17 protein-coding genes and 1 pseudogene are annotated in these 23658 nt (G+C 66.1%); 14 read left to right on the top strand and 4 right to left on the bottom strand.

The genetic code is table 11. The features are described from left to right. Positions 1-400: 400 nt before the first annotated feature. The gene (gene modA, locus WAO18_RS04675; RefSeq protein WP_422204275.1) at positions 401-1153 is read right to left on the bottom strand and encodes a molybdate ABC transporter substrate-binding protein; all 753 of its coding nucleotides are present in this window, start codon (positions 1151-1153) and stop codon (positions 401-403) included. A gap of 285 nt (positions 1154-1438) precedes the next feature. Here modA and WAO18_RS04670 point away from each other — a divergent pair, with 285 nt between their 5' ends. The 3 genes from WAO18_RS04670 (at position 1439) to WAO18_RS04660 (ending at position 4579) form a co-directional block, all read left to right on the top strand. Further along, positions 1439-2110, top strand: a complete 672-nt coding sequence (locus tag WAO18_RS04670) for an SDR family oxidoreductase (RefSeq protein WP_422204274.1) — start codon at positions 1439-1441, stop codon at positions 2108-2110. A 51-nt stretch (positions 2111-2161) separates the two neighbouring features. Then, on the top strand, positions 2162-3064 hold the full coding sequence (locus WAO18_RS04665) for an LLM class F420-dependent oxidoreductase (protein ID WP_422204272.1): 903 nt from the start codon (positions 2162-2164) through the stop codon (positions 3062-3064). Positions 3065-3193: 129 nt separating this feature from the next. Next, entirely contained in the window at positions 3194-4579 is a 1386-nt protein-coding gene (locus tag WAO18_RS04660) for an NAD(P)/FAD-dependent oxidoreductase (RefSeq protein WP_422204271.1), read from the top strand. A 9-nt stretch (positions 4580-4588) separates the two neighbouring features. Here the strand turns inward: WAO18_RS04660 and WAO18_RS04655 are convergent, their stop codons facing one another. Then, positions 4589-4987, bottom strand: a complete 399-nt coding sequence (locus WAO18_RS04655; protein WP_422204270.1) for a PaaI family thioesterase — start codon at positions 4985-4987, stop codon at positions 4589-4591. Between the two features lie 131 nt (positions 4988-5118). On the opposite strand from WAO18_RS04655, the gene WAO18_RS04650 reads away from it, so the two are divergent. Beyond that, positions 5119-6498 carry a cytochrome P450 gene (locus WAO18_RS04650; protein ID WP_422204268.1) on the top strand — a complete coding sequence of 460 codons (1380 nt, stop codon included), beginning with the start codon at positions 5119-5121 and terminating at the stop codon, positions 6496-6498. Between the two features lie 84 nt (positions 6499-6582). Continuing rightward, positions 6583-7332, top strand: a complete 750-nt coding sequence (locus WAO18_RS04645; RefSeq protein ID WP_422204266.1) for a phthiotriol/phenolphthiotriol dimycocerosates methyltransferase — start codon at positions 6583-6585, stop codon at positions 7330-7332. Between the two features lie 118 nt (positions 7333-7450). Here the strand turns inward: WAO18_RS04645 and WAO18_RS04640 are convergent, their stop codons facing one another. Continuing rightward, entirely contained in the window at positions 7451-8245 is a 795-nt protein-coding gene (locus tag WAO18_RS04640; protein WP_422204265.1) for an iron reductase, read from the bottom strand. A 183-nt stretch (positions 8246-8428) separates the two neighbouring features. Here WAO18_RS04640 and WAO18_RS04635 point away from each other — a divergent pair, with 183 nt between their 5' ends. The 9 genes from WAO18_RS04635 to WAO18_RS04595 all read left to right on the top strand — a co-directional run bounded on the left by WAO18_RS04635 (position 8429) and on the right by WAO18_RS04595 (position 20784). Then, the gene (locus tag WAO18_RS04635) at positions 8429-8845 is read left to right on the top strand and encodes a BlaI/MecI/CopY family transcriptional regulator (protein ID WP_422204263.1); all 417 of its coding nucleotides are present in this window, start codon (positions 8429-8431) and stop codon (positions 8843-8845) included. A 14-nt stretch (positions 8846-8859) separates the two neighbouring features. Continuing rightward, positions 8860-9813, top strand: coding sequence for a M56 family metallopeptidase (locus tag WAO18_RS04630; RefSeq protein WP_422204261.1), 954 nt, complete (start codon positions 8860-8862; stop codon positions 9811-9813). Between the two features lie 114 nt (positions 9814-9927). Further along, on the top strand, positions 9928-11385 hold the full coding sequence (gene gndA / locus WAO18_RS04625; protein WP_422204259.1) for an NADP-dependent phosphogluconate dehydrogenase: 1458 nt from the start codon (positions 9928-9930) through the stop codon (positions 11383-11385). Positions 11386-11415: 30 nt separating this feature from the next. Continuing rightward, positions 11416-12852: a GuaB1 family IMP dehydrogenase-related protein gene (locus tag WAO18_RS04620; protein WP_422204258.1), complete on the top strand. Its 1437-nt coding sequence runs from the start codon at positions 11416-11418 to the stop codon at positions 12850-12852. Positions 12853-13036: 184 nt separating this feature from the next. Next, a complete protein-coding gene (locus tag WAO18_RS04615; protein ID WP_422204256.1) occupies positions 13037-14401 on the top strand; it encodes a hemolysin family protein in 1365 nt (454 codons plus the stop codon). Beyond that, a complete protein-coding gene (locus WAO18_RS04610) occupies positions 14401-15453 on the top strand; it encodes a hemolysin family protein (RefSeq protein WP_422204254.1) in 1053 nt (350 codons plus the stop codon). Before WAO18_RS04615 ends, WAO18_RS04610 begins: the two co-directional genes overlap by 1 nt. Beyond that, positions 15446-16339, top strand: coding sequence for a 3-methyladenine DNA glycosylase (locus tag WAO18_RS04605; RefSeq protein ID WP_422204253.1), 894 nt, complete (start codon positions 15446-15448; stop codon positions 16337-16339). Before WAO18_RS04610 ends, WAO18_RS04605 begins: the two co-directional genes overlap by 8 nt. Before the next feature lie 59 nt (positions 16340-16398). Next, positions 16399-18585 (top strand): malate synthase G, encoded by a 2187-nt coding sequence (locus tag WAO18_RS04600; protein WP_422204251.1) that lies wholly within the window; start codon positions 16399-16401, stop codon positions 18583-18585. Between the two features lie 75 nt (positions 18586-18660). Further along, a complete protein-coding gene (locus WAO18_RS04595; protein WP_422204249.1) occupies positions 18661-20784 on the top strand; it encodes a substrate-binding domain-containing protein in 2124 nt (707 codons plus the stop codon). Positions 20785-20796: 12 nt separating this feature from the next. Here the strand turns inward: WAO18_RS04595 and gcvP are convergent. Further along, positions 20797-23621, bottom strand: a pseudogene (gene gcvP / locus WAO18_RS04590) (aminomethyl-transferring glycine dehydrogenase). Positions 23622-23658 lie beyond the last annotated feature (37 nt).

Raw genomic sequence — 23658 nt, 5'->3', positions numbered from 1 at the left:
GCGGGTGGATTGGCCGGTGCGAGGGCCGGCGGGTTGGCCGGCGCAGGTGCCGCAGGGCCGGGCGGCGGCGGCGGCACTGGGTCGGCGCTGGCTGTCGTCGGCAACGCGAAGGTGATGGCGCCGGCTCCCCCGAGGATCGCGACTGCACGCGTCATCCAGCGGTTTTTGGGCCGTGTCGAATTTCGATCCACCTGGTCCATGAGCAAAAAACCTACCGTGTTACACCCGTGACGCAAGTGTGGATTGCTGAGGATGGGATTAATATATCGGCGGCTGCGCGCAAGGAATCCTTCGCAAAACCGCAGTTCACCGATTTGGTCGTCGACTGTCTGCGTTCATGGCGACCGCCTACGATCCACGGCGCAGCCGGGCGCGTCATCAGGACCGCACTATTGCCCGGTCAGGGATTGGCGAAGCCTGCCTGGGCCAGCACCTGTTGGCCCGTCGGACTGGTCACCAGACCAACGAACTTCTGCGCCAGCTCCTGGTGCGAGGCGTGTTTGAGAATAGCGATCGGATAGGTATTCGCCGCGTCTACCGACTCGGGGAACTTGACCGTGCTGACCTTGTCGCCGGCCTTGTGCGCATCGGTGAAGTAGACCAGCCCGACATCAGCCTCGCCGTCGGCGACTTTGGCCAGCACCCCAGACGACACCGACTCTTCGATGGCCGGGTTGAGATGAACACCGGTGTTGTCCTCGATTCGTTGCGCCGCCGATCCGCATGGCGCCGATGCCTGGCAGACCGCGACTCGTAGATCAGGTTTCGCGAGATCGGCGAACGACCGGATCTGCTTCGGATCGCCCGGAGCCGTGACGATCACCAGTGAGTTGGATGCAAAGTTGACCGGGTCGCTGCCGGTCAGATCGGCCTTGACCACGGTGTCCATCTGGGCGCCGTCTGCTGAGGCGAAGACGTCGGCGCTGGCGCCCTGGGTCAGCTTGTTTGCCAGCTCCGACGACGTCGCGAAGTCGAAATCGATTGTGGCGCCGGGGTTGTCGGTTTGAAACTTCCCGGCTAGCAGGGTGAATGCGGGCTTGAGCGAGACGGCGGCGAATACGACGATCGAGTGGCCGGCCGGTGGGGATGCCGTGGTCGCCGACGGCGACTTCTGACCACATCCGGTCAGGCTCGCGAGCACTGCCAGCGACATCACCCCGGCCCGAACCCACGCCCGCGGATTGCTATGCCGGGACGTCACCCTGCACAGCGTTGTCCAAAAGGTGACCTCGCCGTGCCGTATCCGGAGTTTCATATCTAGCTACCGTCCAGTAACATAAGGAAACGTTAATGCCACACACGCCCTGAAATCCCAGGGACCGGCGTTGCGGTGTGCCACCATCGAAGCATCGGAAGACCGTTGCTCTAGGCGGAACCCGCAGGTGCTCTTCACGAGCCGGCACCTGGATTCAATGCTGAATATGAGGAGGTCACGGCGATGGAGGTGCTGGTCACCGGAGGCGACACCGAACTGGGTCGCGCCGTTGCTGAGGGATTCCATAACGACGGCCACACGATCACGCTGCTGGGTGTGCGCCGAGACGATCTCGAAGTAGCCGCCAAGGAGATCGAGGCGGACGCCATCGTCTGCGACAACACCGACCCCGCGGCTCTGGCGGAGGTTCGCCACCTGTTCCCCCACCACTTGGACACCATCGTCAACGTTCCGGCGCCCCGCTGGAGCTCGGGAGACCCGCGCGCGTACTCGCTGTCCGACCTGGCTGCTGCGTGGCGTAACGCCCTGGACGACACCATGCTGTCCGCTGTGCTGACCCTCGAGACGGTGGGCGATCACTTGCGTTCCGGCGGATCGATCATCACCGTCGTGCCGGAGAACCCCCGTCCGGGCAGCGCCGAGGCAGCGGTCAAGGCCGCCATCGCCAACTGGGTCGCCGGCCAGGCGACCGTCTTCGGCACGCGCGGAATCACCGTCAACGCCGTCGCCGCCGGACGCAGCGCGCAGCCGGGCTACGACGGCTTGTCCAGCACGCTGCCGTCCGTGGCCGCCGAGATCGCGAGAATGTCGCTGTTCCTCACCAGCGGCGCCGCTCGCCACATCACCGGTCAGATGCTGCACGTCAGCCATGGTGCGCTGGCGCAGTTCGCCTAGCGCTTCGTTCGCGACCGTCGCTGCTGAGCGGAGGTCACTAGGCTGGATGGCGTGACTATCCGTCTTGGCCTTCAAATCCCCAACTTTTCCTACGGAACCGGCGTCGAGCAGCTTTTCCCAACCGTAATCGCGCAGGCCCGCGAGGCCGAATCAGCCGGATTTGACGCAGTTTTCGTGATGGATCACTTCTACCAACTGCCGATGTTGGGCTCCCCCGATCAGCCGATGCTCGAGGCCTACACCACCCTTGGTGCGCTGGCGACGGCGACCGAGCGAATTCAGTTGGGTGCGCTGGTGACGGGCAATACCTACCGCAATCCCACGCTGCTGGCCAAGGCCATCACCACGCTGGATGTCATCAGCGCCGGCCGCGCGATTCTTGGCGCCGGAGCCGGGTGGTTCGAACTGGAACATCACCAACTCGGCTTCGAATTCGGCACCTTCACCGAGCGTTTCGAGCGCCTGGAGGAAGCTCTGCAGATCATCGATCCGATGAGCAAGGGCGAGCGGTCGACGTTCTCCGGCAACTGGTACAGCACCGAGTCCGCGCTGGCCGAACCGCGATACCGCGACAGCATTCCGATCCTCATTGGCGGCAGCGGCGAGAAGAAAACGTTCTCCATTGCGGCGCGGTACGCCGACCACCTCAACATCATCGCCGGCTTTGACAAGCTACCGGGCAAACTCAAGGCGCTGGCCCAGCGGTGCAAGGAGGCCGGCCGAGACCGCTCGACACTGGAAACCAGCGTCCTGGCGACAGCGCACCTAGATGACAACGCCAAGCCGGACGACCGCGGTCGCATGCTGGTGGGCAGCGCAAAACAGATCGCCGAGCAGGTCAAGGCCAACGTGCTCGAGGTGGGGATCGACGGCGTGGTCATCAACATGCCGTCCTACACGCCCGGTGGAGTCGCCGCGGTCGGGGATGCGCTGCGCCCTCTGGTCGGTCTCTGATCCCCTGGCGAGGCGCGTCACGTCCGATGTCGCCGGTGTGGGCGATAACACCCGGCTAACGTCGAAAATTGCAGGTCCGGGCGTCTATCGTGGAGGCGAACGCAGTCGCCGCTGAGGAGCAACTACGCCATGAACGCCCAACCCGAGGACACCGCACTCAACCGTAAACACCGGGTTGTCGTCATCGGATCCGGATTCGGTGGTCTGAACGCCGTCCAGAAACTCAAAAGGGCCGACGTCGAGATCAAGTTGATCGCTCGTACCACCCACCACCTTTTCCAGCCGATGCTCTACCAAGTGGCCACCGGCATCGTCGCCGAAGGTGCGATCGCTCCCCCGACCCGCATGATCTTGCGCGGACAGCACAATGTTCAGGTTTTGCTCGGCGATGTGACGCACATCGACCTGCAAGGCAAATTCGTCGTCTCGGAATTACTCGGCCACAGCTACGAAACCCCGTATGACAGCCTGATCATCGCGGCCGGTGCCGGCCAGTCTTACTTCGGCAACGACCATTTCGCCGAATTCGCACCCGGCATGAAGTCGATCGACGACGCGCTGGAGTTGCGTGGTCGCATCATGAGCGCATTCGAGGCCGCTGAGCGGTCGAGCGATCCGGAGCGGCGAAAGAAGCTCCTGACGTTCACAGTCGTCGGGGCGGGACCGACCGGCGTCGAGATGGCCGGCCAGATTGCAGAACTCGCCGACTTCACCCTGAAAGGCGCTTACCGCCACATCGATCCGACCAAGGCGCGCGTGATCTTGCTGGACGCAGCGCCGGCCGTGCTGCCCCCGATGGGCGAGAAGCTCGGCAAGAAGGCGGCCGCGCGGCTGGAGAAGATGGGCGTCGAAATTCAGCTCGGGGCAATGGTCACCGACGTGGACCGCGACGGCATCACGGTCAAGGATTCCGACGGCACCACCCGTCGTATCGAATCGGCCTGCAAGGTGTGGTCGGCCGGAGTCTCAGCGAGTCCGCTGGGCCGGGACCTGGCCCGCCAGTCGGGCGTCGAACTCGACCGCGCGGGCCGGGTGAAGGTATTGCCCGACTTGTCAATTCCCGGCCACCCCAACGTGTTTGTCGTTGGCGACATGGCCGCGGTCGATGGCGTGCCCGGCGTTGCGCAGGGCGCCATCCAGGGCGGCAAGTACGCCGCGAGCACGATCAAGGCCGAGTTGGCCGGCGCCGACCCGTCGCAGCGGGAGCCGTTCCAGTACTTCGACAAGGGTTCAATGGCCGCGGTGTCGCGGTTCTCCGCCGTGGTGAAAGTCGGTCCGCTCGAGTTCGGCGGCGTGATCGGCTGGTTCGCCTGGCTGCTGCTGCACCTGGTGTATTTGATCGGGTTCAAGAACAAGGTCACCACGGTGTTGTCGTGGATGGTGACGTTCATGAGCGGACGGCGCGGCCAGCTCACGATCACCGAGCAGCAGGCCTTCGCCCGTACGCGGCTCGAACAGCTGGCGGTGTTGGCGGCCGAGGCTCATGAGGGCGAGGCGGCGAAGGCCGCCAGTTAGCCCGCGAGGCTAGCCGGGCTCGGCTTCGAGGTTTTGCAGCCGCACCTGACCGCGGGCCACCAACCGGTCGTCGGAGTCGACGATGGTGACTATCCATAGCTGCTGACGCCGCCCGCGATGCACCGGGGTGGCATGGCCGTAAACCGTCCCGCTGCTGATCGCGCGCAGGAAGTCGGTGTTGTTGTTGACGCCGACGACTGAGCCTCCGTGGTTGGCGGCTACCCAGGTGTAAGCCGCCACGCTGGCCAAACTCTCCACCATCGAGCAGTAGACGCCGCCATGCACGATGCCCATCGGTTGGTAGAGCTTGGGCGCAACCTCCAGTTGACCGCGCGTGCAATCGGGGCCGATTTCGGTGAATGCCAGCCCTAGTTCCTTGTCAAACGGCGCTTCTGGCAGTGGCTGCATGTATCCAAATCCCAATCTGCTGCGAATGTATGAATGCTTTACAGGTTGTAGCCCGCGCTACGGTATGCTATCTCTAGGAAACCATTATTTTAGAACGTAAAACTCCATCGAGCCGAACTTGGAGGAGAACGATGGTAACGGCGACCACCGACCCGGTGCGGCTGCCGCCGGGCCCGCGGCTTCCGAAGCTCATTCAAACCGCCACTTTCCTGGTATCGAACCACGCGATGTTTGCCGCCGTCTCCCGTCGATATGGCAGCGACGTGGTGAGAGTAAACCTGCCGAAGAACAACCATGCGGTGGTCATCAAAGACCCGGTCCTGGCCAAAGAGCTGTTCAACACTGGCACCGAGCTGATCGAACGGGCAGCGTCGGGGGCCGGGTCGATCGGCGAAGCGTTCGGTCCGGGCTCGACATTCAGCCTTGCCGGCAACGAGCACCGGGAGCGGCGCAAACTGCTGGCGCCGGCTTTTCACGGTAAGCGGATGCGCAGCTACGACCGCATCATCGAAGAAGAAGTGGCGCGCGAGACCGCGACCTGGACCGAAGGCCAGGAGTTCGAAACGCTGGAGCCGATGCTGCGGATCACCGTCGGTGTGATCCTGCGCACCGTTTTCGGCGCCGAAGGCGCTGCGCTGGAAGAACTTCGGGAAACGGTGCCGGCGATGGTCACGATGGGCTCCCTGCTCGTTGTGAGCCCGCCGATCTTGCGGCGCGACCTGGGCCCCTGGAGTCCGTGGAGGCGGTACATGAAGAAGCGGCGCCGGTTCGACGCCGTCATCGCCTCGCTGATCGCCGAAGCGCGGGCCGATTCGGCCATCGGAGAGCGCAACGACGTGCTCGCGCTGCTGCTGCAGGCCCGCTACGAAAACGGCGAGCCGATTTCCGACGAGCACATCGCCGACGAGTTGCTGACCCTGCTGGGTTCCGGCCACGAGACAACCGCTTCGTCGCTGGCATGGGCGTTGGAACGGTTGAGCAGGCAGCCGGAACTGTGTCAGCGGCTGGCCGAGGAAGCCGAGGCGGGCGGATCCGAGTTGCGGCAGGCCACGATCTGGGAAGTGCAGCGCACCCGGCCGGTGCTCGACGGCACGACGCGGCGCACCAAGAAGCGAATCCGGTTGGGAGAGTGGGTCCTACCAGAGGACACCAACATCATCATCAGCATCAACCTGGCTCACAACTCGGAAGAACATTTCCCGGACGCGGCGTCGTTCAACCCGGACCGCTACCTGGGCTCGGCCGGCAAGCCCACCGCCTGGATGCCCTTCGGTGGCGGCGTCAACCGTTGCGTCGGTGCGGCGTTCGCCAACATGGAGTCGGACGTCGTCCTGCGCATGCTACTTCGCGAATTCCTTCTCGTGCCAACCGATGCGCCGGGCGAAAAGGCCCGGTGGCGTGGTGTGGCAACCGTGCCGGCGAAGGGTGCGCGGGTGATGTTGCGCCGGCGCACCGACGAGCCATTGCTCGATTCCGAGTTGCTAGCCGTGGCGGACCACTGTCTTGTGTAGCGCACTGGCATACTCGCCGCTGTGACAGGCGCCCTCAGGCAGTACGTGAAGCCCCTTGGCAGTTATGCATGGTTCAAGAAAGCCATGAACAAATACTGGTATCCCTTTGTCACCCGCAGATGGGATCAAGACGACGTCGTCTTCCTCAACTGGGGCTATGAAGAGGATCCCCCGATGGGTCTGCCGTTGGCCCCTGAGGATGAGCCCAACCGGTTCTGCATTCAGCTCTATCACCGCACGGCGACCCAAACCGATCTCGGCGGTAAGAAAGTGCTGGAGCCCAGCTGCGGTCACGGCGGCGGCGGCGCGTACCTGATGAAGACGCTGCACCCGGCCTCATACACCGGGTTGGACTTCAACCCCGACGGCATCGCATTCGCCAAACGTCGCTACGACCTGCCGGGGCTGGATTTCGTGCACGGCGACGCCGAGGACCTGCCGTTCCCCGATGAGTCCTTCGACGCGGTGCTCAACGTCGAGGCCTCGCACGGCTACCCGCACTTCGACCGCTTCCTCGCCGAGATGGTTCGGGTACTGCGGCCGGGCGGGCATTTCCTCTACGTCGACTTCCGCGGATTCCTTGAGTACGACGTGTGGGACGCGGCACTGGCCGGCTTGCCCATGCGGATGGAGTCCAAGCGCGACATCAGCCACGACGTGCTGCGCGGGCTGGACAACAACTCGGGCCGGTACCTCGAACTGGTCGGCAGCCGTTTGCCGGTGTTCCTGCGCCCCTTCGGCAAGTTGTTCGCGGGGGCGCCCGACACGCTGATGTACAAGGAATTGCAGCGCGGGCGGGTGTCCTACCGGATGTACCACTTCATCAAGGACTGACGCCCAACGGCTGCGGTCGAAGCGTCTCCCAGATACAGGCGAGCCCCTTGCGTTAATGCACGGGGCTCGCCGATCGAACCGACCGGGGGTCACTGCAGCCCTCAGGACTCCGTCACGGTCATCTATCGCTCGATGCCAGAAGCATAGGCAAGGCTGCCCTAATTTCGCAAGGGGTTGCCCGGGTCCTCACGTGGGCCGCCGATACTCCCCGTACCGGCAGGCCGAAGCCGACCAGCGCGTCGAGCACGGCCTGACCGCGGCGCATCGCGACCAGTTCGTCTATGCCGGCGAGCTGCGGCGCTTGGGTCGCGGCGGCCACCACCATCGACCCCACGATGTGCCACATCGCCGCGACGGACAGTGCACCGCCGCTGACGTGATGCAATTTGGCGAACAACGGCGCCAGAGTGCGGTGGCAGCGGTGGGCGACCCAGGTCGTCAGCGCGGCCTCGCTCGGCAGGCGCACCACGCCGTCGCTGTCGGCGGCGTACGGGTCGTCGGGTAACACTCGCACTGTCGGGTCGACCACACCGGCCCAGTCGATGACGCCGTCGGAGTCGACGTGAACCCAGAGGTTTTCCAGCCCGGTATCCCACGCCCTGGCCTCTAGTACCACTAGCGCGACAACCCGACCGATCACGGTGTGCACCAGCGTCGCCGCCAATTGCCTTGCGGCACTGCGGCGATCCATGTCGGCCGCTGCCGCATCGAACATGGTTTGCAAGCGATCGGTGCTAAGCGCCGACGTCAGCGGCCACCACCGGCGGACCGATACATCGCCCACCACCGCGACACCGTAAACCCGCGGGCACTGCGGATACAGCTCGCGCAGCCGACGGGCGGACTCATGCAGTGGCAGCACGCGGTCAATGGCCATCGCCGCGATGAGCGGGTCGTCGATCAGTATCGTCACGGGCTACCTCCTTTTATGAGGTTAGCCTAACCATACGTAGGGGTTGTATTCTGTGGGCACTTTCCCACAAAGGCGACCAAGACCACGACATTCGAGTGTGGCTGGGTCGCGGCGGCACGAGAGGTACGACCGTCGGTAGTAAGCACGAGTACGCTGACGGCATTGCCAAGGAGATGAGCGAACATGGCTAAGCTGACGCGCCTCGGGGATCTCGAGCGCGCCGTGATGGACCATCTGTGGTCTGCTCCGCATCCGCAAACGGTCCGTCAGGTGCACGAAGCGCTGTCTGAGCAGCGTGACCTCGCCTACACCACGGTGATGACCGTGCTGCAGCGGCTGGCCAAGAAGAATCTCGTCTCTCAAATCCGCGACGATCGTGCACACCGGTATGCGCCCGTTCACGGACGTGACGAGCTGGTCGCGGGGCTGATGGTCGACGCGCTGGATCAGGCCGCCGACACCGGCGGCCGGCGGGCCGCGCTGGTGCATTTCGTAGAGCGGGTCGGTGCCGACGAAGCGGAGGCGCTTCGGCGTGCGCTAGATGAACTGGAATCGGGTCATCGGACTGCGCCGCCTGGTGGCGCTCGACCCGAGGACTGAGGGAGACTGCAAAGGTGTCCGGGCTAGCCTTCACCACTCTTGCGGTGATGCTGGTCGGCCCGGTCCCGGCTCTCTTGGCACGCGCGACCTGGCCGCTGCGCGCCCCCCGCGCAGCGATGGTGCTCTGGCAGGCGATTGCCGTTGCCGCGGTGCTGTCTGCGTTCAGCGCCGGCATCGCGATCGCCAGCCGGTTATTCGTGCCGGGAGCCGACGGGCGGCCGACCGCCAGTCCCGCCGCCGAAATCGGTCGGCTCGGCTGGCCACTGTGGCTTCTTGACGTCGGGGTCTTCGCGCTCACCCTGCTCATCGGCGCACGGCTGGTGGTTGCCGTCATTCGGGTGGCCATCTCGACGCGACGGCGGCGGGCCCATCACCGGATGTTGGTTGATCTGCTCGGCTTGTCGAGCGATGCGGTTTCCGCGCGAGCCTGCCCCCGGGGTCGCGACCTGCGGGTGCTGGCAGTGGCACAGCCGCTGGCCTACTGCCTGCCCGGGGCTCGCGGTCGCGTGGTGGTCAGCGAGGGCACGCTGGACTCGCTCACCGAGTCCGAAGTCGCCGCGATCCTGAGCCACGAGCGTGCCCATCTGCGCGCACGACACGATCTTGTGCTCGAGGCGTTCACCGCGGCGCACGCCGCATTCCCCCGATTTGTCCGCAGCGCAAGTGCTTTGGATGCGGTGCGGCTGTTGGCCGAGTTGCTGGCCGACGACGCCGCGGTGCGAGTAGCCGGCCGCGCTCCCCTGGCCCGCGCCCTGGTGACGTGCGCGTCGGGCCGCACGCCGTCCGGGGCGTTAGCGGCCGGCGGGACGCACACCCTGTTGCGGGTACGACGGCTGTCCGGCAGCGGCAACAGCCTGTGGGTGTCGACGGCCGCCTACCTTGCCGCCGCTGCGGTGCTGGTCGTGCCCACCGTCGCGCTGGCTATCCCCTGGCTCACCGAACTGCACCGGCTGTTCACCGCTGCCTAACCCGGCAACCGGGCAATGACCGCGCTTTGGCGATACTTTGCAGGTACTTGAATCCCGCTGTGCCACAGTGTTCGGTGCAGGGCTTGCATCAGTCACGAAGCGAGAGGCGCACACATGAGCTCGTCGGAATCGAAGACCGGGACCGCACAGATCGGCGTCACGGGCCTGGCCGTGATGGGCTCGAACCTTGCCCGCAACTTCGCCAACCACGGCTATACCGTGGCGCTGCACAACCGGTCGATCGCCAAGACCGACGCGCTACTCAAAGAGCACGGCGATGAGGGCAAGTTCGTCCGGTCGGAGACCATCGAAGAATTCCTGGACGCGCTGGAGAAGCCGCGGCGGGTGATCATCATGGTCAAGGCAGGTGACCCGACCGACGCCGTGATCAACGAACTCGCCGACGCGATGGAAGAGGGCGACATCATCATCGACGGCGGCAACGCCCTCTACACCGACACCATCCGCCGCGAAAAAGCCATCAGCGAACGTGGTCTGCACTTCGTCGGGGCCGGCATCTCCGGCGGCGAAGAGGGCGCGCTGAAGGGACCGTCGATCATGCCGGGAGGCCCGGCCGAGTCGTACAAGTCGCTGGGCCCGCTGCTCGAAGAAATCTCCGCGCACGTCGACGGCGTGCCGTGCTGCACGCACATCGGTCCCGACGGCGCCGGGCACTTCGTCAAGATGGTGCACAACGGCATCGAGTACTCCGACATGCAGCTGATCGGCGAGGCCTACCAGCTGCTGCGCGACGGGCTCGGCAAGACCGCACCGGAGATCGCCGACGTATTCGCCGAGTGGAACAAAGGCGACCTGGACAGCTTCCTCATCGAGATCACCGCGGAGGTGCTGCGCCAGACCGACGGCAGGACCGGCAAGCCGCTCGTCGACGTCATCGTCGACGAGGCCGAGCAGAAGGGCACCGGGCGCTGGACGGTGAAATCGGCGCTGGACCTCGGTGTGCCGGTGACAGGTATCGCCGAGGCCGTGTTTGCCCGCGCGTTGTCCGGATCGGTGCCGCAGCGCAAAGCCACCACCGGGCTGGCGTCGGGCGACTTGGGCGCCAAGCCCGGTGATGCCAAGCAGTTCATCGACGACGTGAGCAAGGCGCTGTACGCATCGAAGATCATCGCCTACGCGCAGGGATTCAACCAGATTCAAGCCGGCAGCGCCGAATACGACTGGGGCATCACCCTTGGGGACATGGCCACCATCTGGCGCGGCGGGTGCATCATCCGCGCGAAGTTCTTGAACCGGATCAAAGAGGCGTACGACGAGAATCCCGACCTACCCACGTTGATCGCCGCGCCGTATTTCCGCAGCGCGATCGAAGCGGGCGTCGACAGCTGGCGTCGTGTCGTTGTGACGGCCACTCAATTGGGTATCCCCATCCCAGGCTTCGCCTCTGCGTTGTCCTACTACGACGCACTGCGCACCGAGCGGCTGCCCGCCGCGCTCACCCAGGGCCTGCGGGACTTCTTCGGCGCACACACTTACGGACGGATTGATGAGGAACCGGGCAAGAAATTCCACACCCTCTGGAGCGGGGACCGCAGCGAAGTGCCGGCCTAGCGGGGCCAAGCAGCGGATACACCGATACCGATGAGGTTTCTCGAGGGGCACCAGCCCGCGTATGACCTGACGTACAACGACGTCTTCATCGTGCCGAACCACTCGGATGTGGCGTCACGCTTCGACGTCGACTTGTCCACCAACGACGGCTCGGGAACCACTATCCCGGTGGTGGTGGCAAACATGACCGCGGTCGCCGGTCGGCGGATGGCCGAGACGATAGCCCGCCGCGGCGGGATTGTCGTTCTGCCGCAAGACCTTCCGATCACCGCGGTGCAGCAGACGGTGGATTTCGTCAAAAGCCGGGACCTGGTCGTCGACACCCCGGTGGTGCTGGCGCCGGAGGATTCGGTGTCCGACGCGCTGGCGCTGATCTCCAAGCGCGCGCATGGGGCCGCGGTCGTGGTGTTTGAGGGACGCCCGATCGGACTGGTCACCGAATCTTGCTGCGACGGAGTCGACCGCTTCGCGCGGGTTCGCGATATCGCGATCACCGACTTCGCCAGTGCCCCGGTGGGAACCGATCCGCGCGAAGTTTTCGAGCTTCTCGAGCATGCACCGGTCGATGTCGCGGTGCTTACCGGCGCAGACGGCACGCTGGCCGGGGTGCTCACCCGGACCGGCGCGATCCGTGCCGGGATCTACTCGCCGGCCGTCGACGCGAGAGGCCGGCTGCGCATCGGCGCCGCGGTCGGCATCAACGGCGACGTGGTCGCCAAGGCGCAGGCCCTGATCGAGGCCGGCGTGGACCTGGTTGTTGTCGACACCGCCCATGGGCACCAGGTCAAGGCGATGGACACGATTAAGGCGATCGCGTCGCTGGACCTGGGGGTGCCGCTGGTCGCCGGCAACGTGGTGTCGGCGGAAGGCACCCGAGATCTGGTCAACGCCGGCGCGTCGATCGTCAAGGTCGGGGTGGGCCCGGGCGCGATGTGCACCACCCGCATGATGACCGGTGTCGGTCGGCCCCAGTTCTCCGCTGTGCTCGAATGTGCCTCCGCGGCAAAGCAGCTCGGTGCACACGTGTGGGCCGACGGCGGGGTGCGTCACCCGCGTGACGTCGCCCTGGCGCTGGCGGCCGGCGCGTCCAACGTGATGATCGGATCTTGGTTCGCAGGCACGTACGAGTCGCCCGGCGACCTGATGCGTGACCGCGACAACCGGCCGTTCAAAGAGAGCTATGGCATGGCGTCCAAGCGCGCGGTGGTCGCCCGAACCGCGGCCGACAGCGCGTTCGAGCGGGCCCGCAAGGCGTTGTTCGAGGAAGGAATCTCGACGTCGCGGATGGGGCTGGACCCCGCCCGCGGCGGTGTCGAGGACCTGCTCGACCACATCACCTCCGGCGTGCGCAGCACCTGTACCTATGTCGGTGCGTCGACGCTGGCCGAGTTGCACGACCGGGTGATGGTCGGCGTGCAGTCCGCGGCGGGCTTTGCCGAAGGCCATCCGCTGCCGCTCGGGTGGTAAGCCGCACGGTTGACAGGCGTGTCGGCGTGGCAACGACGGCTCGGGCGCGTCGCGCCTTCGCTACCATCGGAGGTCACGTCATCCGTGGTTACGTCGAAGAAGGGGTCCCCGTGCCGCAGGCACCCGCGCCGTCGGGCGTGTGTGACGCCGACTCCGAGGAGCCTCCTTCCAGCAGGTGGCCTCGATGAATCTCATCGGGATCCTGCTCAGCCTGCTGGCCATCGTGATCCTCACAGCCGGCACCGCATTGTTCGTCGCGGCTGAATTCTCGTTCACCACCCTCGAACGCAGCACCGTCGAGGCCAACGCCCGCGCCGGCGGTCGCCGGGACCGCTGGGTACGCCGGGCCCACCACACCCTGTCGTTCCAGCTGTCCGGAGCCCAGCTGGGCATTTCGATCACCACGCTGATCACCGGGTACCTGACCGAACCACTGGTCGCCCAACTGCCGCACCCGGCGATGGATGCGCTGGGCGTGCCCGACCGGGTGGCCACTGCGCTGATCGCCTTTTTGACCCTGTTGGTCGTCACATCACTGTCGATGATCTTCGGTGAACTGGTTCCGAAGAACCTCGCCGTGGCCCGGCCCATTCCGACCGCACGGGCGGTTGCCGGGATGCAATTGCTGTTTTCCTGGTTCATGACCTGGCCGATCCGGGTGACAAACGGCGTGGCGAACTGGGTTCTGCGCAAGCTTGGCGTCGAGCCCGCCAATGAACTGCGGTCGGCCCGTTCGGCGCAGGAACTGGTGTCGCTGGTGCGCAATTCGGCTCGCAACGGCTCGCTGGATCCCACCACCGCGGCGCTGCTGGACCGTTCGTTGCAGTTCGGTGAGCTTACCGCCGAGGAGCTGATGACCCCCCGGTCGAAAATTGTTGCGCTGCAAGTTGATAACACCGTCGCGGATCTTGTCGAGGCTGCCACTGAGAGCGGCTTCTCTCGATTCCCTGTCGTCGATGGCGACCTCGACGAGACAGTCGGAATCGTGCACGTGAAGCAGGTTTTCGGAGTGCCGCACGACGAGCGGGAGCTGACGCTGGTCACCGCCGTCGCACAGCCGGTCGCGACAGTGCCGTCCACCTTGGACGGCGACGCGCTGATGGGACAGCTCCGCGCCAACGCCTTGCAGACCGCCATGGTCGTCGACGAGTACGGCGGCACGGCGGGCATGGTGACCGCCGAGGATCTGGTCGAGGAGATCGTCGGCGACGTACGGGACGAACATGACGACGCCACACCGGACGTCGTCTCGGCGGGCGACAGCTGGCGGGTGTCGGGCCTGCTGCGCATCGACGAGGTGGCAACGGCGACCGGCTATCACGCCCCCGAAGGCGAATACGAGACGATCGGCGGGCTGGTTCTGGAGCAGCTGGGTCGCATTCCGGTCATCGGCGACGAGGTGCAGCTGAGCGGATACGAGCATGACGGCATGCCGCACACGTCTGTCTGGCGGGCCAGGGTGCTGCGGATGGACGGCCGCCGCATCGACCTGCTCGAGCTGACCCGGCTGCCGGACCGCGCCGATTCCGCCGCCCTGCGAGGTCGCTGATGGGTGATCTGCTCGAGTTGCTGGCGACCATCTTGTTGGTCGGCGCGAACGCGTTTTTCGTGGCCGCGGAGTTTTCGCTGATCTCCGCGCGACGGGATCGCTTGGAGGCGTTGGCCGAACAAGGCAGAGCAAGCGCGGTCACCGCGCTGCGGGCCGGCGAGCAGCTTCCGCTGATGTTCGCGGGAGCACAGCTGGGCATCACCATCGCTTCGCTACTGCTGGGACGGCTGGGCGAGCCTGCCGTCGCCGACCTGCTGCAGCGGCCGTTCGACTTGGTCGGCGTCTCGCCGGCAGTGCTGCACACCGTGTCGTTCATGGTGGCGCTGGCGATCGTGGTGACGCTGCATGTGTTGCTCGGTGAGATGGTCCCGAAGAACATCGCCATCGCTGGCCCGGAGCGGGCGGCGATGTTGTTGATCCCGGCCTATCTGGCCTACGTGCGGGCCGTCCGGCCGATCTTGACGTTCTACAACTGGTGCACCGGTCTGACGCTGCGGGCGCTGCGGGTGCAGCCTCGCGACGAGCTCGACGTCGCGGTCTCCACGGTCGAGCTCAGCGAGATGATCGCCGAATCGGTGTCGGAAGGTCTGCTCGATCCTGAGGAGCACACCAGGCTCACCCGGGCGCTGCAGATCCGCAACCGCACCGTCGCCGATGTAGCGGTGCCCGTCAGCAAGATCCACGCCGTGCCGGTGGCTGCGGCCGGGACCGGTCCCGCGGTCGGGGTGGTGGAAAAGGCTTTGGCCGCAACCGGTTATTCGCGGTTCCCGGTGGTCGGCGTCGACCACAAATTTCTTGGCTACCTGCACATCAAGGATGTGCTGTCGCAGGCGGGCGAGCCACACGCCGTGATCGACCTGGCCAGAGTCCGTTCGCTGCCCCGGGTTTCGGAATCGCTGACGGTTCCCGAGGCGCTATCGCGGATGCGCCGCAGCAACAGTCACCTCGCGTTGGTCACCAGCCGCGATGGAGCGGTGGTGGCCATGGTGGCGCTGGAGGATCTGGTGCGGGATCTGGTCGGTGTCGTGCGCGACGGGACGCAGCGTGCCTGATACCGGCGTCGGGCTCGATGCTGTGCAATGGGTGGCCCGCGCCGACGAATATGCCGCGCGCGTCGAGAGATTCGTTGCCCCGCACGCCAGGCGGGCACAGGTCGGCGAGCCGCATCCGGTGTGGGACTTCCTGTTCAGCTACTACAGCCTGCGTCCGCGGCAACTGCGCTGCTGGCACCCCGGCTACGGGGTGCGGTTGGCCGGGGACGAAGCCATTCGTCGATACCGAGGTCGTCGCGGCTACACCGTCGAGGTCCCTGGTGTCACAGTGAGCGACGTATTCCTGCGTAGCCGGGTGGAGACCATCTCGTTCGTGTCTGGCCTGTTGCGGGCGACCGCCGAGCGGCCCGCCCAGCTGAATTGCTTCGGACTGCACGAATGGGCGATGGTCTACCGCAGCGATGCCGTGCGCCATGACCGTGTGCCACTGCGACTGGGCGCCGCGGGCACCGACACCGTGGTCGAGGCCGAGCTTGCCGGGCCGTTGCGGTGCAGCCACTTCGACGCGTTCCGCTTCTTCAGCCCCGAGGCCGCGCCCCGCAACGCCGGCTTGCCCAGCCGTGCCGCGCAGCAGGATTGGGAGCAGCCCGGTTGCCTGCACGCCAACATGGACCTGTACAAATGGTCCTACAAGTTGAGCCCGTTGATCGAGTCCGAGATGCTGCTCGACTGCCTGGAACTCGCTGCGGCAGCTCGCGAAGTCGACATGCGGGCCAGCCCGTACGACCTGAGGGCATACGGGTACCAGCCCATCCCCGTCGAGGATGCGGCGGGCCGCGCCGAATACGTGCGTTGCCAGAAAGCCATCGCGACGCGCGCCAGGCCCCTGCGGGCAGCGCTGCTGGCACGGTGTGACCTGCTGCTGCAGGCCGCCGGTTGCAGGTAGTCGGGCTGCTGGCCGGTAGGCTGAGAACTGATTTCGATAGGTAAGTGCGGAGGGAAATGATGACTGAACGCGTGTCGGTGGGGAACCTGCGCGTCGCCAAGGTGCTGCATGACTTCGTCAACACCGAGGCTTTGCCCGGCACCGAGATAGATCCGGACAGCTTCTGGGCGGGTGTCGACAAGGTGGTCACTGATCTGCAGCCGCAGAACCAGGACCTGCTCGCGCGTCGTGACCAGTTGCAGGCGCAGATCGACAAGTATCACCGGCAGCACGTCATAGAGCCGCTCGACCCCGAGGCGTACCGCCAATTCCTCACCGAAATCGGTTATCTGCAACCAGAACCCGCTGACTTCACCATCACCACCGCGGGCGTCGACGACGAGATCACCACGACAGCCGGCCCGCAGCTCGTGGTGCCCGTCCTCAACGCGCGGTTTGCGCTCAATGCTGCCAACGCCCGCTGGGGGTCGCTGTACGACGCGCTGTATGGCACCGATGTGATCCCCGAAAGCGACGGCGCCGACAAAGGCACCAGCTACAACCGGGTCCGCGGCGACAAAGTCATCGCCTATGCGCGCAAGTTCCTCGACGAGGCGGCCCCGCTGTCGTCGGGCTCCTGGTCCGATGCGACGGGGCTCAGCGTCGAGGATGGCCAACTGCAGGTGGAGGCCGGCGACGGAATGGTCGGACTGGCCAGCCCCGAGAAGTTCATCGGCTACACCGGCGAACTCGGCTCCCCCGACTGGTCGGTGCTGCTGGTAAACCACGGGCTGCACATCGAGATCCTGGTCGACCCGGAATCGCCGATCGGCAAGACCGATGCCGCCGGCATCAAAGACGTGGTCCTGGAGTCGGCGATCACCACGATCATGGACTTCGAGGACTCGGTGGCCGCCGTCGACGCCGATGACAAGGTGCTGGGCTACCGCAACTGGCTCGGGCTGAACAAAGGTGACCTGTCCGAGGAGGTCGACAAGGGCGGTAAGACCATCCACCGGGTGCTCAACCAGGACCGCACCTACAAGACGCCCGACGGCGGCGAGCTGACGCTGCCCGGCCGCAGCCTGCTGTTCGTCCGCAACGTCGGCCACCTGATGACCAACGACGCCATCGTCGACGCCGAGGGCAACGAGGTGTTCGAAGGCATCCAGGATGCGCTGTTCACCGGCCTGACCGCGATCCACGGCCTGAAGACCGGCGACGGCAACGGGCCGCTGACCAACAGCCGCACCGGGTCCATCTACATCGTCAAGCCCAAGATGCACGGGCCGGACGAGGTTGCGTTCACCTGCGAGCTGTTCAGCCGCGTCGAGGACGTCCTCGGCCTGCCGCAGGGCACGCTGAAGGTCGGCATCATGGACGAGGAACGCCGCACCACCGTCAACCTCAAGGCGTGCATCAAGGCCGCTGCCGACCGCGTGGTGTTCATCAACACCGGCTTCCTGGACCGCACCGGCGACGAAATACACACCTCGATGGAAGCGGGCCCGATGATCCGCAAGGGTGCGATGAAGAGCACGACCTGGATCAAGGCCTACGAGGACAACAACGTCGACACCGGCCTGGCCGCCGGCTTCAAGGGCAGGGCGCAGATCGGCAAGGGTATGTGGGCCATGACGGAGTTGATGGCCGACATGATGGAGCAGAAGATCGGCCAACCTAAGGCCGGCGCCACCACCGCGTGGGTGCCCTCGCCGACAGCGGCCACGCTGCACGCCATGCACTACCACTACGTGGATGTGGCCGCCGTTCAGGAAGAACTCGAAGGCAAGAAGCGGGCCACCATCGACGAGCTGTTGACGGTCCCGCTGGCCAAGGAACTGGCCTGGGCTCCGGAGGAGATCCGCGAGGAGGTCGACAACAACTGCCAGTCGATCCTGGGTTATGTAGTGCGCTGGATCGACGCGGGTGTCGGCTGCTCGAAGGTGCCCGACATTCACGACGTCGCTTTGATGGAAGACCGTGCCACGCTGCGGATTTCCAGTCAGCTACTGGCCAACTGGCTGCGGCATGGCGTCATCACCGAAGAGGATGTGCGCGCTAGCCTGGAGCGGATGGCTCCGTTGGTGGACGAGCAGAATGCCGGGGACTCCGGATACCTGCCCATGGCACCCAACTTCGACGACAGCATCGCCTTCCTGGCCGCCCAGGAGCTGATTCTGCACGGCGCGCAGCAGCCCAGTGGCTACACCGAGCCGATCCTGCATCGGCGCCGCCGCGAGTTCAAGGCCCGCGCTCATGAGTGACGTCTGTGCGGGGAATATCGACCACCCCAATGACTAGACGTTGCAGGCACCTCCGGCGCCCAGGAGAGGACCGGCATGGGTAGGCACCGAGCGCCCGACGACGAGCCGATCAACGAGCCTTCCGACGACGTCTCCCAGCCCGAGGACGTCGAGGATGCCGGTGGCTACCACGAGCCCGAGGATCCTCCCGCGGAGGAACCTCCCTTTGATGATTCGTTCTCGGCACCGCGCTATCCGCGCCGCCCGCCAGACGATTTCCACGACGACTTCGCCGACGGCCCCGGGTTTTTCGACTTCGACGAGCCCGCCGATGATCACCGCGATGACTTCGGCGAATTCGCTCCCCCGGAGCGGCCCGAGCCGGACCTGCCCCCGGTCGACATCGATCCGCCGGACGACTTCCCCGGCTTCCCGCGACGCGACCAAGGGCCGCCCCCGCCGTCGCAGACCGGCGGCCACCGAGGCCTCCCTGATTTCGGCGGCGGTCATCGCAACGAAGCGGGGCGGCGTGGTGTCAGCATCGGAGTGGTCTCGGCCCTGATTGCGGTGGTCGTCGTCGTGGGCGTGATCATCCTGTGGCGCTTCTTCGGCGATGCGTTGTCCAACCGTTCGCACAGCGCGCGATGTGTCGGCGACAAGCAGCCGGTCGCGGTCATCGCCGATCCGTCGATCTCCGACCAGGTACAGCATCTCGCCGAACGCTTCAACGGCATTGCCGCGCCGGTCGGCGACCACTGCGTCGCCATCGGCGTCAAATCCGCCGGCTCTGACGCCGTCGTCGACGGGTTCATCGGGAAATGGCCCGCAGAGCTGGGCCAGCGACCTGCGCTGTGGATCCCCGGCAGCTCGGTATCAGCCGCGCGTCTCACCGCCGCGACCGGTAAGGAGACGGTCACCGACAGCAGGTCGCTGGTCACGTCCCCGGTGGTGCTCGCGGTACGACCCGAACTTCAAAAGGCGCTCGGCGACCAGAAGTGGTCGACGCTGCCCGATTTGCAGACCAAGCCGGACTCGCTGGCGGATGTGAAGTTGCCGTCCTGGGGTTCGCTGCGTCTGGCGCTGCCGCTCAGCGGTAACAGCGACGCCGCGTTCCTCGCCGGCGAGGCGGTGGCGGCAGCATCCGTACCGCCGGGTGCGCCACCGACCGACGGCAGCGGCGCGGTGCGCACGCTTATCGGCGGGCAACCCAAGCTCGCCGACAATTCGCTGGACGAGGCGATGAAAGCGCTACTGAAATCCGGCGATGCGGCGACCGCGCCGGTGCATGCGGTGGTCACGACCGAACAGCAGCTGTTTGCTCGAGGTCAGACGCTGCCCGATGCCGGCGGCTCGCTGAGCTCCTGGCTTCCGCCGGGTGCGGCCGCCGTCGCCGACTACCCCACCGTGCTGCTCAGCGGGTCTTGGCTGTCGCAGGAACAGGTCACCGCGGCCAGTGAATTCGCCCGGTTCATGCGCAAACCCGATCAGCTGGGCGAGTTGGCCAAGGCCGGTTTCCGTGCCGAGGGCACCAAGCCGCCCAAGAGCGATGTCACCAGCTTCCCCGCGCTGCCGTCGACGCTGTCCGTCGGTGACGACGGGACACGCGCAGCCCTGGCCAACACCGTGTCCGCGCCGGCGAGCGCACCGGCGACAATCATCATGCTCGAGCAGTCGATGGTCACCGAAGAGGGCGACAAGACCCGGCTGGGCAACGTCGTCGGCGCGCTCGAAGACCGGATCAAGTCACTGGCCCCGAATGCCGTCATCGGTCTGTGGACCTTCGACGGCAAGGAGGGTCGCTCGGAGGTGTCGGCGGGCCCGCTGAGCGATCAGGTCGACGGCAAGCCGCGGTCCGAGGCGTTGACTGCGGCGCTGGATCGACAGCATGCGTCGTCCGGCGGGGCGGTTTCCTTCACCACACTGCGGCTGATCTATCAGAATGCGCAGGCCAATTTCCATGCCGGACAGACCAATTCGGTGTTGGTGATCACGGCCGGGCCGCACACCGACCAAAGCCTCGGCGGCGAGGGCCTGCAGGAATTCATCAAGCAGAGCGCCGACCCGGCCAAGCCGGTCGCGGTCAACGTCATCGACTTCGGATCGGACTCCGACCGGGCAACCTGGGAGGCCGTCGCCAAGCTATCCGGTGGCAGCTACCAGAATCTCGCCACGTCGGCATCGCCCGACCTGGCGACCGCGGTGACCAACTTCTTGAGCTGACCGCCCGCCCCGTCAGGCGTAGGACTCCACCGGCGGGCAGGAGCACACCAGGTTGCGGTCGCCGTAGGCGCCGTCGATACGGCGCACCGGCGGCCACACCTTGGGCCGGAAACCCTTCCCGAGCGGGTATGCGGCCACCTCGCGGGTGTACGGGTGCTCCCACTTGTCGACCAGTAGACACTCGGCGGTGTGCGGCGCGCCGCGCAGCGGATTGTCGTCCACGGCCCACTCGCCGGCGCCGACCTTGTCGATCTCGCCGCGGATGGCGATCATCGCATCGCAGAATGCGTCTATCTCGGCCAGGCTTTCGCTCTCGGTGGGCTCGACCATCAGCGTGCCTGCCACCGGGAAGCTCATGGTCGGCGCGTGGAAACCGTAGTCTGCCAAGCGCTTTGCCACATCGTCGACGGTTACGCCGGTCGACTTGGTGATCGGGCGCAAGTCCAGAATGCACTCGTGGGCGACCATGCCGTTCTCGCCGGTGTACAGCACCGGGTAGTACTCGTCGAGCCGGCGGGCGATGTAGTTGGCCGAGGCGATCGCGGTCAGCGACGCGGCCCGCAGACCGGGTGCGCCCATCATCCGGATGTAGGCCCAGCTGATCGGCAGGATGGACGCCGACCCGTAGGGCGCCGACGACACCGGCGGACCGGACGGGAGTTCGGGAGCCAACGGGTGACCCGGCAGGAACTGCGCCAGGTGCGAGCGCGCCGCCACCGGTCCGACACCCGGGCCGCCGCCGCCGTGCGGGATGCAGAACGTCTTATGCAGGTTCAGGTGGCTGACGTCGCCGCCGAACGTGCCCGGCCGGGCCAGCCCGACCAGCGCGTTGAGGTTGGCGCCGTCGATGTAGACCTGGCCGCCGGCGTCGTGCACGGCCGCACAGATGTCGGCGATGTCCAGCTCGTACACACCATGCGTCGAGGGGTAGGTGATCATCAGCGTCGACAGCCGCTCGGCATGCTCGATGACCTTGGCGCGCAGGTCGTCGAGGTCGACGTCGCCGTTGGACCTACAGGCCACCACGACTACCCGCATGCCGGCCAACGCCGCCGATGCGGCGTTGGTGCCGTGCGCGCTGGACGGGATCAGGCACACGTCGCGCTGCGGTTCGCCGCGGCTGGTGTGGTACGCGTGGATGGCTAGCAGCCCGGCGTACTCCCCCTGCGATCCCGCGTTGGGTTGCAGCGACACCGCGTCATAGCCGGTCATCTGGACCAGCCAGGTCTCCAGATCGGCGATCAGCTTGCGCAGACCCTGGCTGTCGGATGCCGGCCCGAAGGGATGCTGGCGGGCGAACTCCGGCCAGGTGATCGACTCCATCTCGGCGGCCGCATTGAGCTTCATCGTGCAGGAGCCGAGCGGAATCATGCTGCGGTCCAACGCAAGATCCTTGTCCGCCAGACTGCGCAGATACCGCATCATCGACGTCTCGGTGCGGTATTTGGTGAACGCGGGGTGGGTCAGGAACTCCGAGGTGCGCGTCGCGATATCGGCGGAGGCGGCGTTGGCGACCGCGACACCGAACGCGTCCAGCACGGTTGCCACGTGGGCGTCGGTCGTCACCTCGTCGCAGGTCACCGAGACGTGGTCGTCATTCACCCGCCACAGGTTGATGTTGTTGGCCTTTGCCGCGGCGACCACCTCGTCGGCGCGACCGGGCACCCGGATCAAGACGGTGTCAAAGTACTTGTCGTGCACCAACGCATCGCCGAGCGCGGCGGCGATCGTCTCGGCGTGGCCATGAACCCGTTGGGCGATCCCGGCCAGTCCGTCGGCGCCGTGGTAGCTCGCATACATTGCGGCCATCACCGAAAGCAGCACCTGAGCGGTGCAGATATTGCTGGTCGCCTTGTCCCGGCGGATGTGCTGCTCGCGCGTCTGCAGTGCCAGCCGGTAGGCGGGCGACCCGTCGGCGTCCTGCGAGACGCCGACCAGACGGCCGGGTAGCTGGCGGGCGTGTTGAGCGTGCACGACTAGGTATCCGGCGTGCGGGCCGCCGAATCCCATTGGCACACCGAAACGTTGGGTGTTGCCGAATGCGACGTCGGCGCCGATCTCCCCCGGCGGTGTGATCAGCGTCAGCGCAAGCAGGTCGGCGCCGATCGCCACCAGCGCGCCGCGCTCATGCGCCGCAGACACCAGTGCCGACCAGTCGGTGAGGCGTCCGCTGGCGCCCGGCAACTGAGCGATCACGCCGAAGAACTCCCCGTCCGGCAGCCCGTCGCGCAGGTCGGCGGTGACGATCTCGATGCCCAACGGTTCGGCGCGGGTGGCGAGTATCGCCGCGGTCTGTGCGAACACGTCGACGTCGACGGCCAGCCGGTTGGCGTTACCTTTCACCGCGCGTTGCATCAGCGTCATCGCCTCGGCGGCCGCGGTGCCCTCGTCGAGCATCGACGCGTTGGCTACCTCGAGGCCGGTCAGGTCGGCCACCATGGTCTGGAAGTTCAGCAGCGCCTCCAGCCGGCCCTGGCTGATCTCCGGCTGGTACGGCGTATAGGCCGTGTACCAGGCCGGATTCTCCAGGATATTGCGGAGCAACACCGGCGGTGTGTAGGTGTCGTAGTAGCCCTGCCCGATCATCGACACCGCGACGGTGTTCTCATCGGCCAGTGCCCGAAGCTCAGCCAGCGCCTCAGCCTCGCTGGCCGCCGGCGGCAACCGGTCCAGACCGGGTGCGGCGCCCGAGTCGGTCAATCCGTCGAGAATCCCCGCAGGCAGGGCGCGGCGCGCGAGTTCGTCGAGCGAGTCAACCCCTCGAGCATTGTCGCGATGGCGGCGCTGTCCGGGCCGATGTGCCGGTCGGCGAAAAGTGGGCTGGTGTAGTCGGACATTGGCGAACTCCTGACAGCAAGGAAGGCAGGTCCTCCC

Origin of the sequence: Mycobacterium sp. (assembly GCF_049278535.1) — a bacterium.
Classification (GTDB): Bacteria; Actinomycetota; Actinomycetes; order Mycobacteriales; family Mycobacteriaceae; genus Mycobacterium.
This window is presented reverse-complemented; position numbering and strand designations above follow the sequence as displayed.

Excerpts from the sequence above, each read along its gene's own strand:
- modA (WP_422204275.1), bottom strand. The coding sequence starts at position 1,153 with ATGTCGCTGGCAGTGCTCGCGAGCCTGACCGGATGTGGTCAGAAGTCG.
- WAO18_RS04670 (WP_422204274.1), top strand. The coding sequence starts at position 1,439 with ATGGAGGTGCTGGTCACCGGAGGCGACACCGAACTGGGTCGCGCCGTT.
- WAO18_RS04660 (WP_422204271.1), top strand. The coding sequence starts at position 3,194 with ATGAACGCCCAACCCGAGGACACCGCACTCAACCGTAAACACCGGGTT.
- WAO18_RS04655 (WP_422204270.1), bottom strand. The coding sequence starts at position 4,987 with ATGCAGCCACTGCCAGAAGCGCCGTTTGACAAGGAACTAGGGCTGGCA.
- WAO18_RS04650 (WP_422204268.1), top strand. The coding sequence starts at position 5,119 with ATGGTAACGGCGACCACCGACCCGGTGCGGCTGCCGCCGGGCCCGCGG.
- WAO18_RS04645 (WP_422204266.1), top strand. The coding sequence starts at position 6,583 with ATGAACAAATACTGGTATCCCTTTGTCACCCGCAGATGGGATCAAGAC.
- WAO18_RS04635 (WP_422204263.1), top strand. The coding sequence starts at position 8,429 with ATGGCTAAGCTGACGCGCCTCGGGGATCTCGAGCGCGCCGTGATGGAC.
- gndA (WP_422204259.1), top strand. The coding sequence starts at position 9,928 with ATGAGCTCGTCGGAATCGAAGACCGGGACCGCACAGATCGGCGTCACG.
- WAO18_RS04620 (WP_422204258.1), top strand. The coding sequence starts at position 11,416 with ATGAGGTTTCTCGAGGGGCACCAGCCCGCGTATGACCTGACGTACAAC.
- WAO18_RS04615 (WP_422204256.1), top strand. The coding sequence starts at position 13,037 with ATGAATCTCATCGGGATCCTGCTCAGCCTGCTGGCCATCGTGATCCTC.
- WAO18_RS04610 (WP_422204254.1), top strand. The coding sequence starts at position 14,401 with ATGGGTGATCTGCTCGAGTTGCTGGCGACCATCTTGTTGGTCGGCGCG.
- WAO18_RS04600 (WP_422204251.1), top strand. The coding sequence starts at position 16,399 with ATGACTGAACGCGTGTCGGTGGGGAACCTGCGCGTCGCCAAGGTGCTG.
- WAO18_RS04595 (WP_422204249.1), top strand. The coding sequence starts at position 18,661 with ATGGGTAGGCACCGAGCGCCCGACGACGAGCCGATCAACGAGCCTTCC.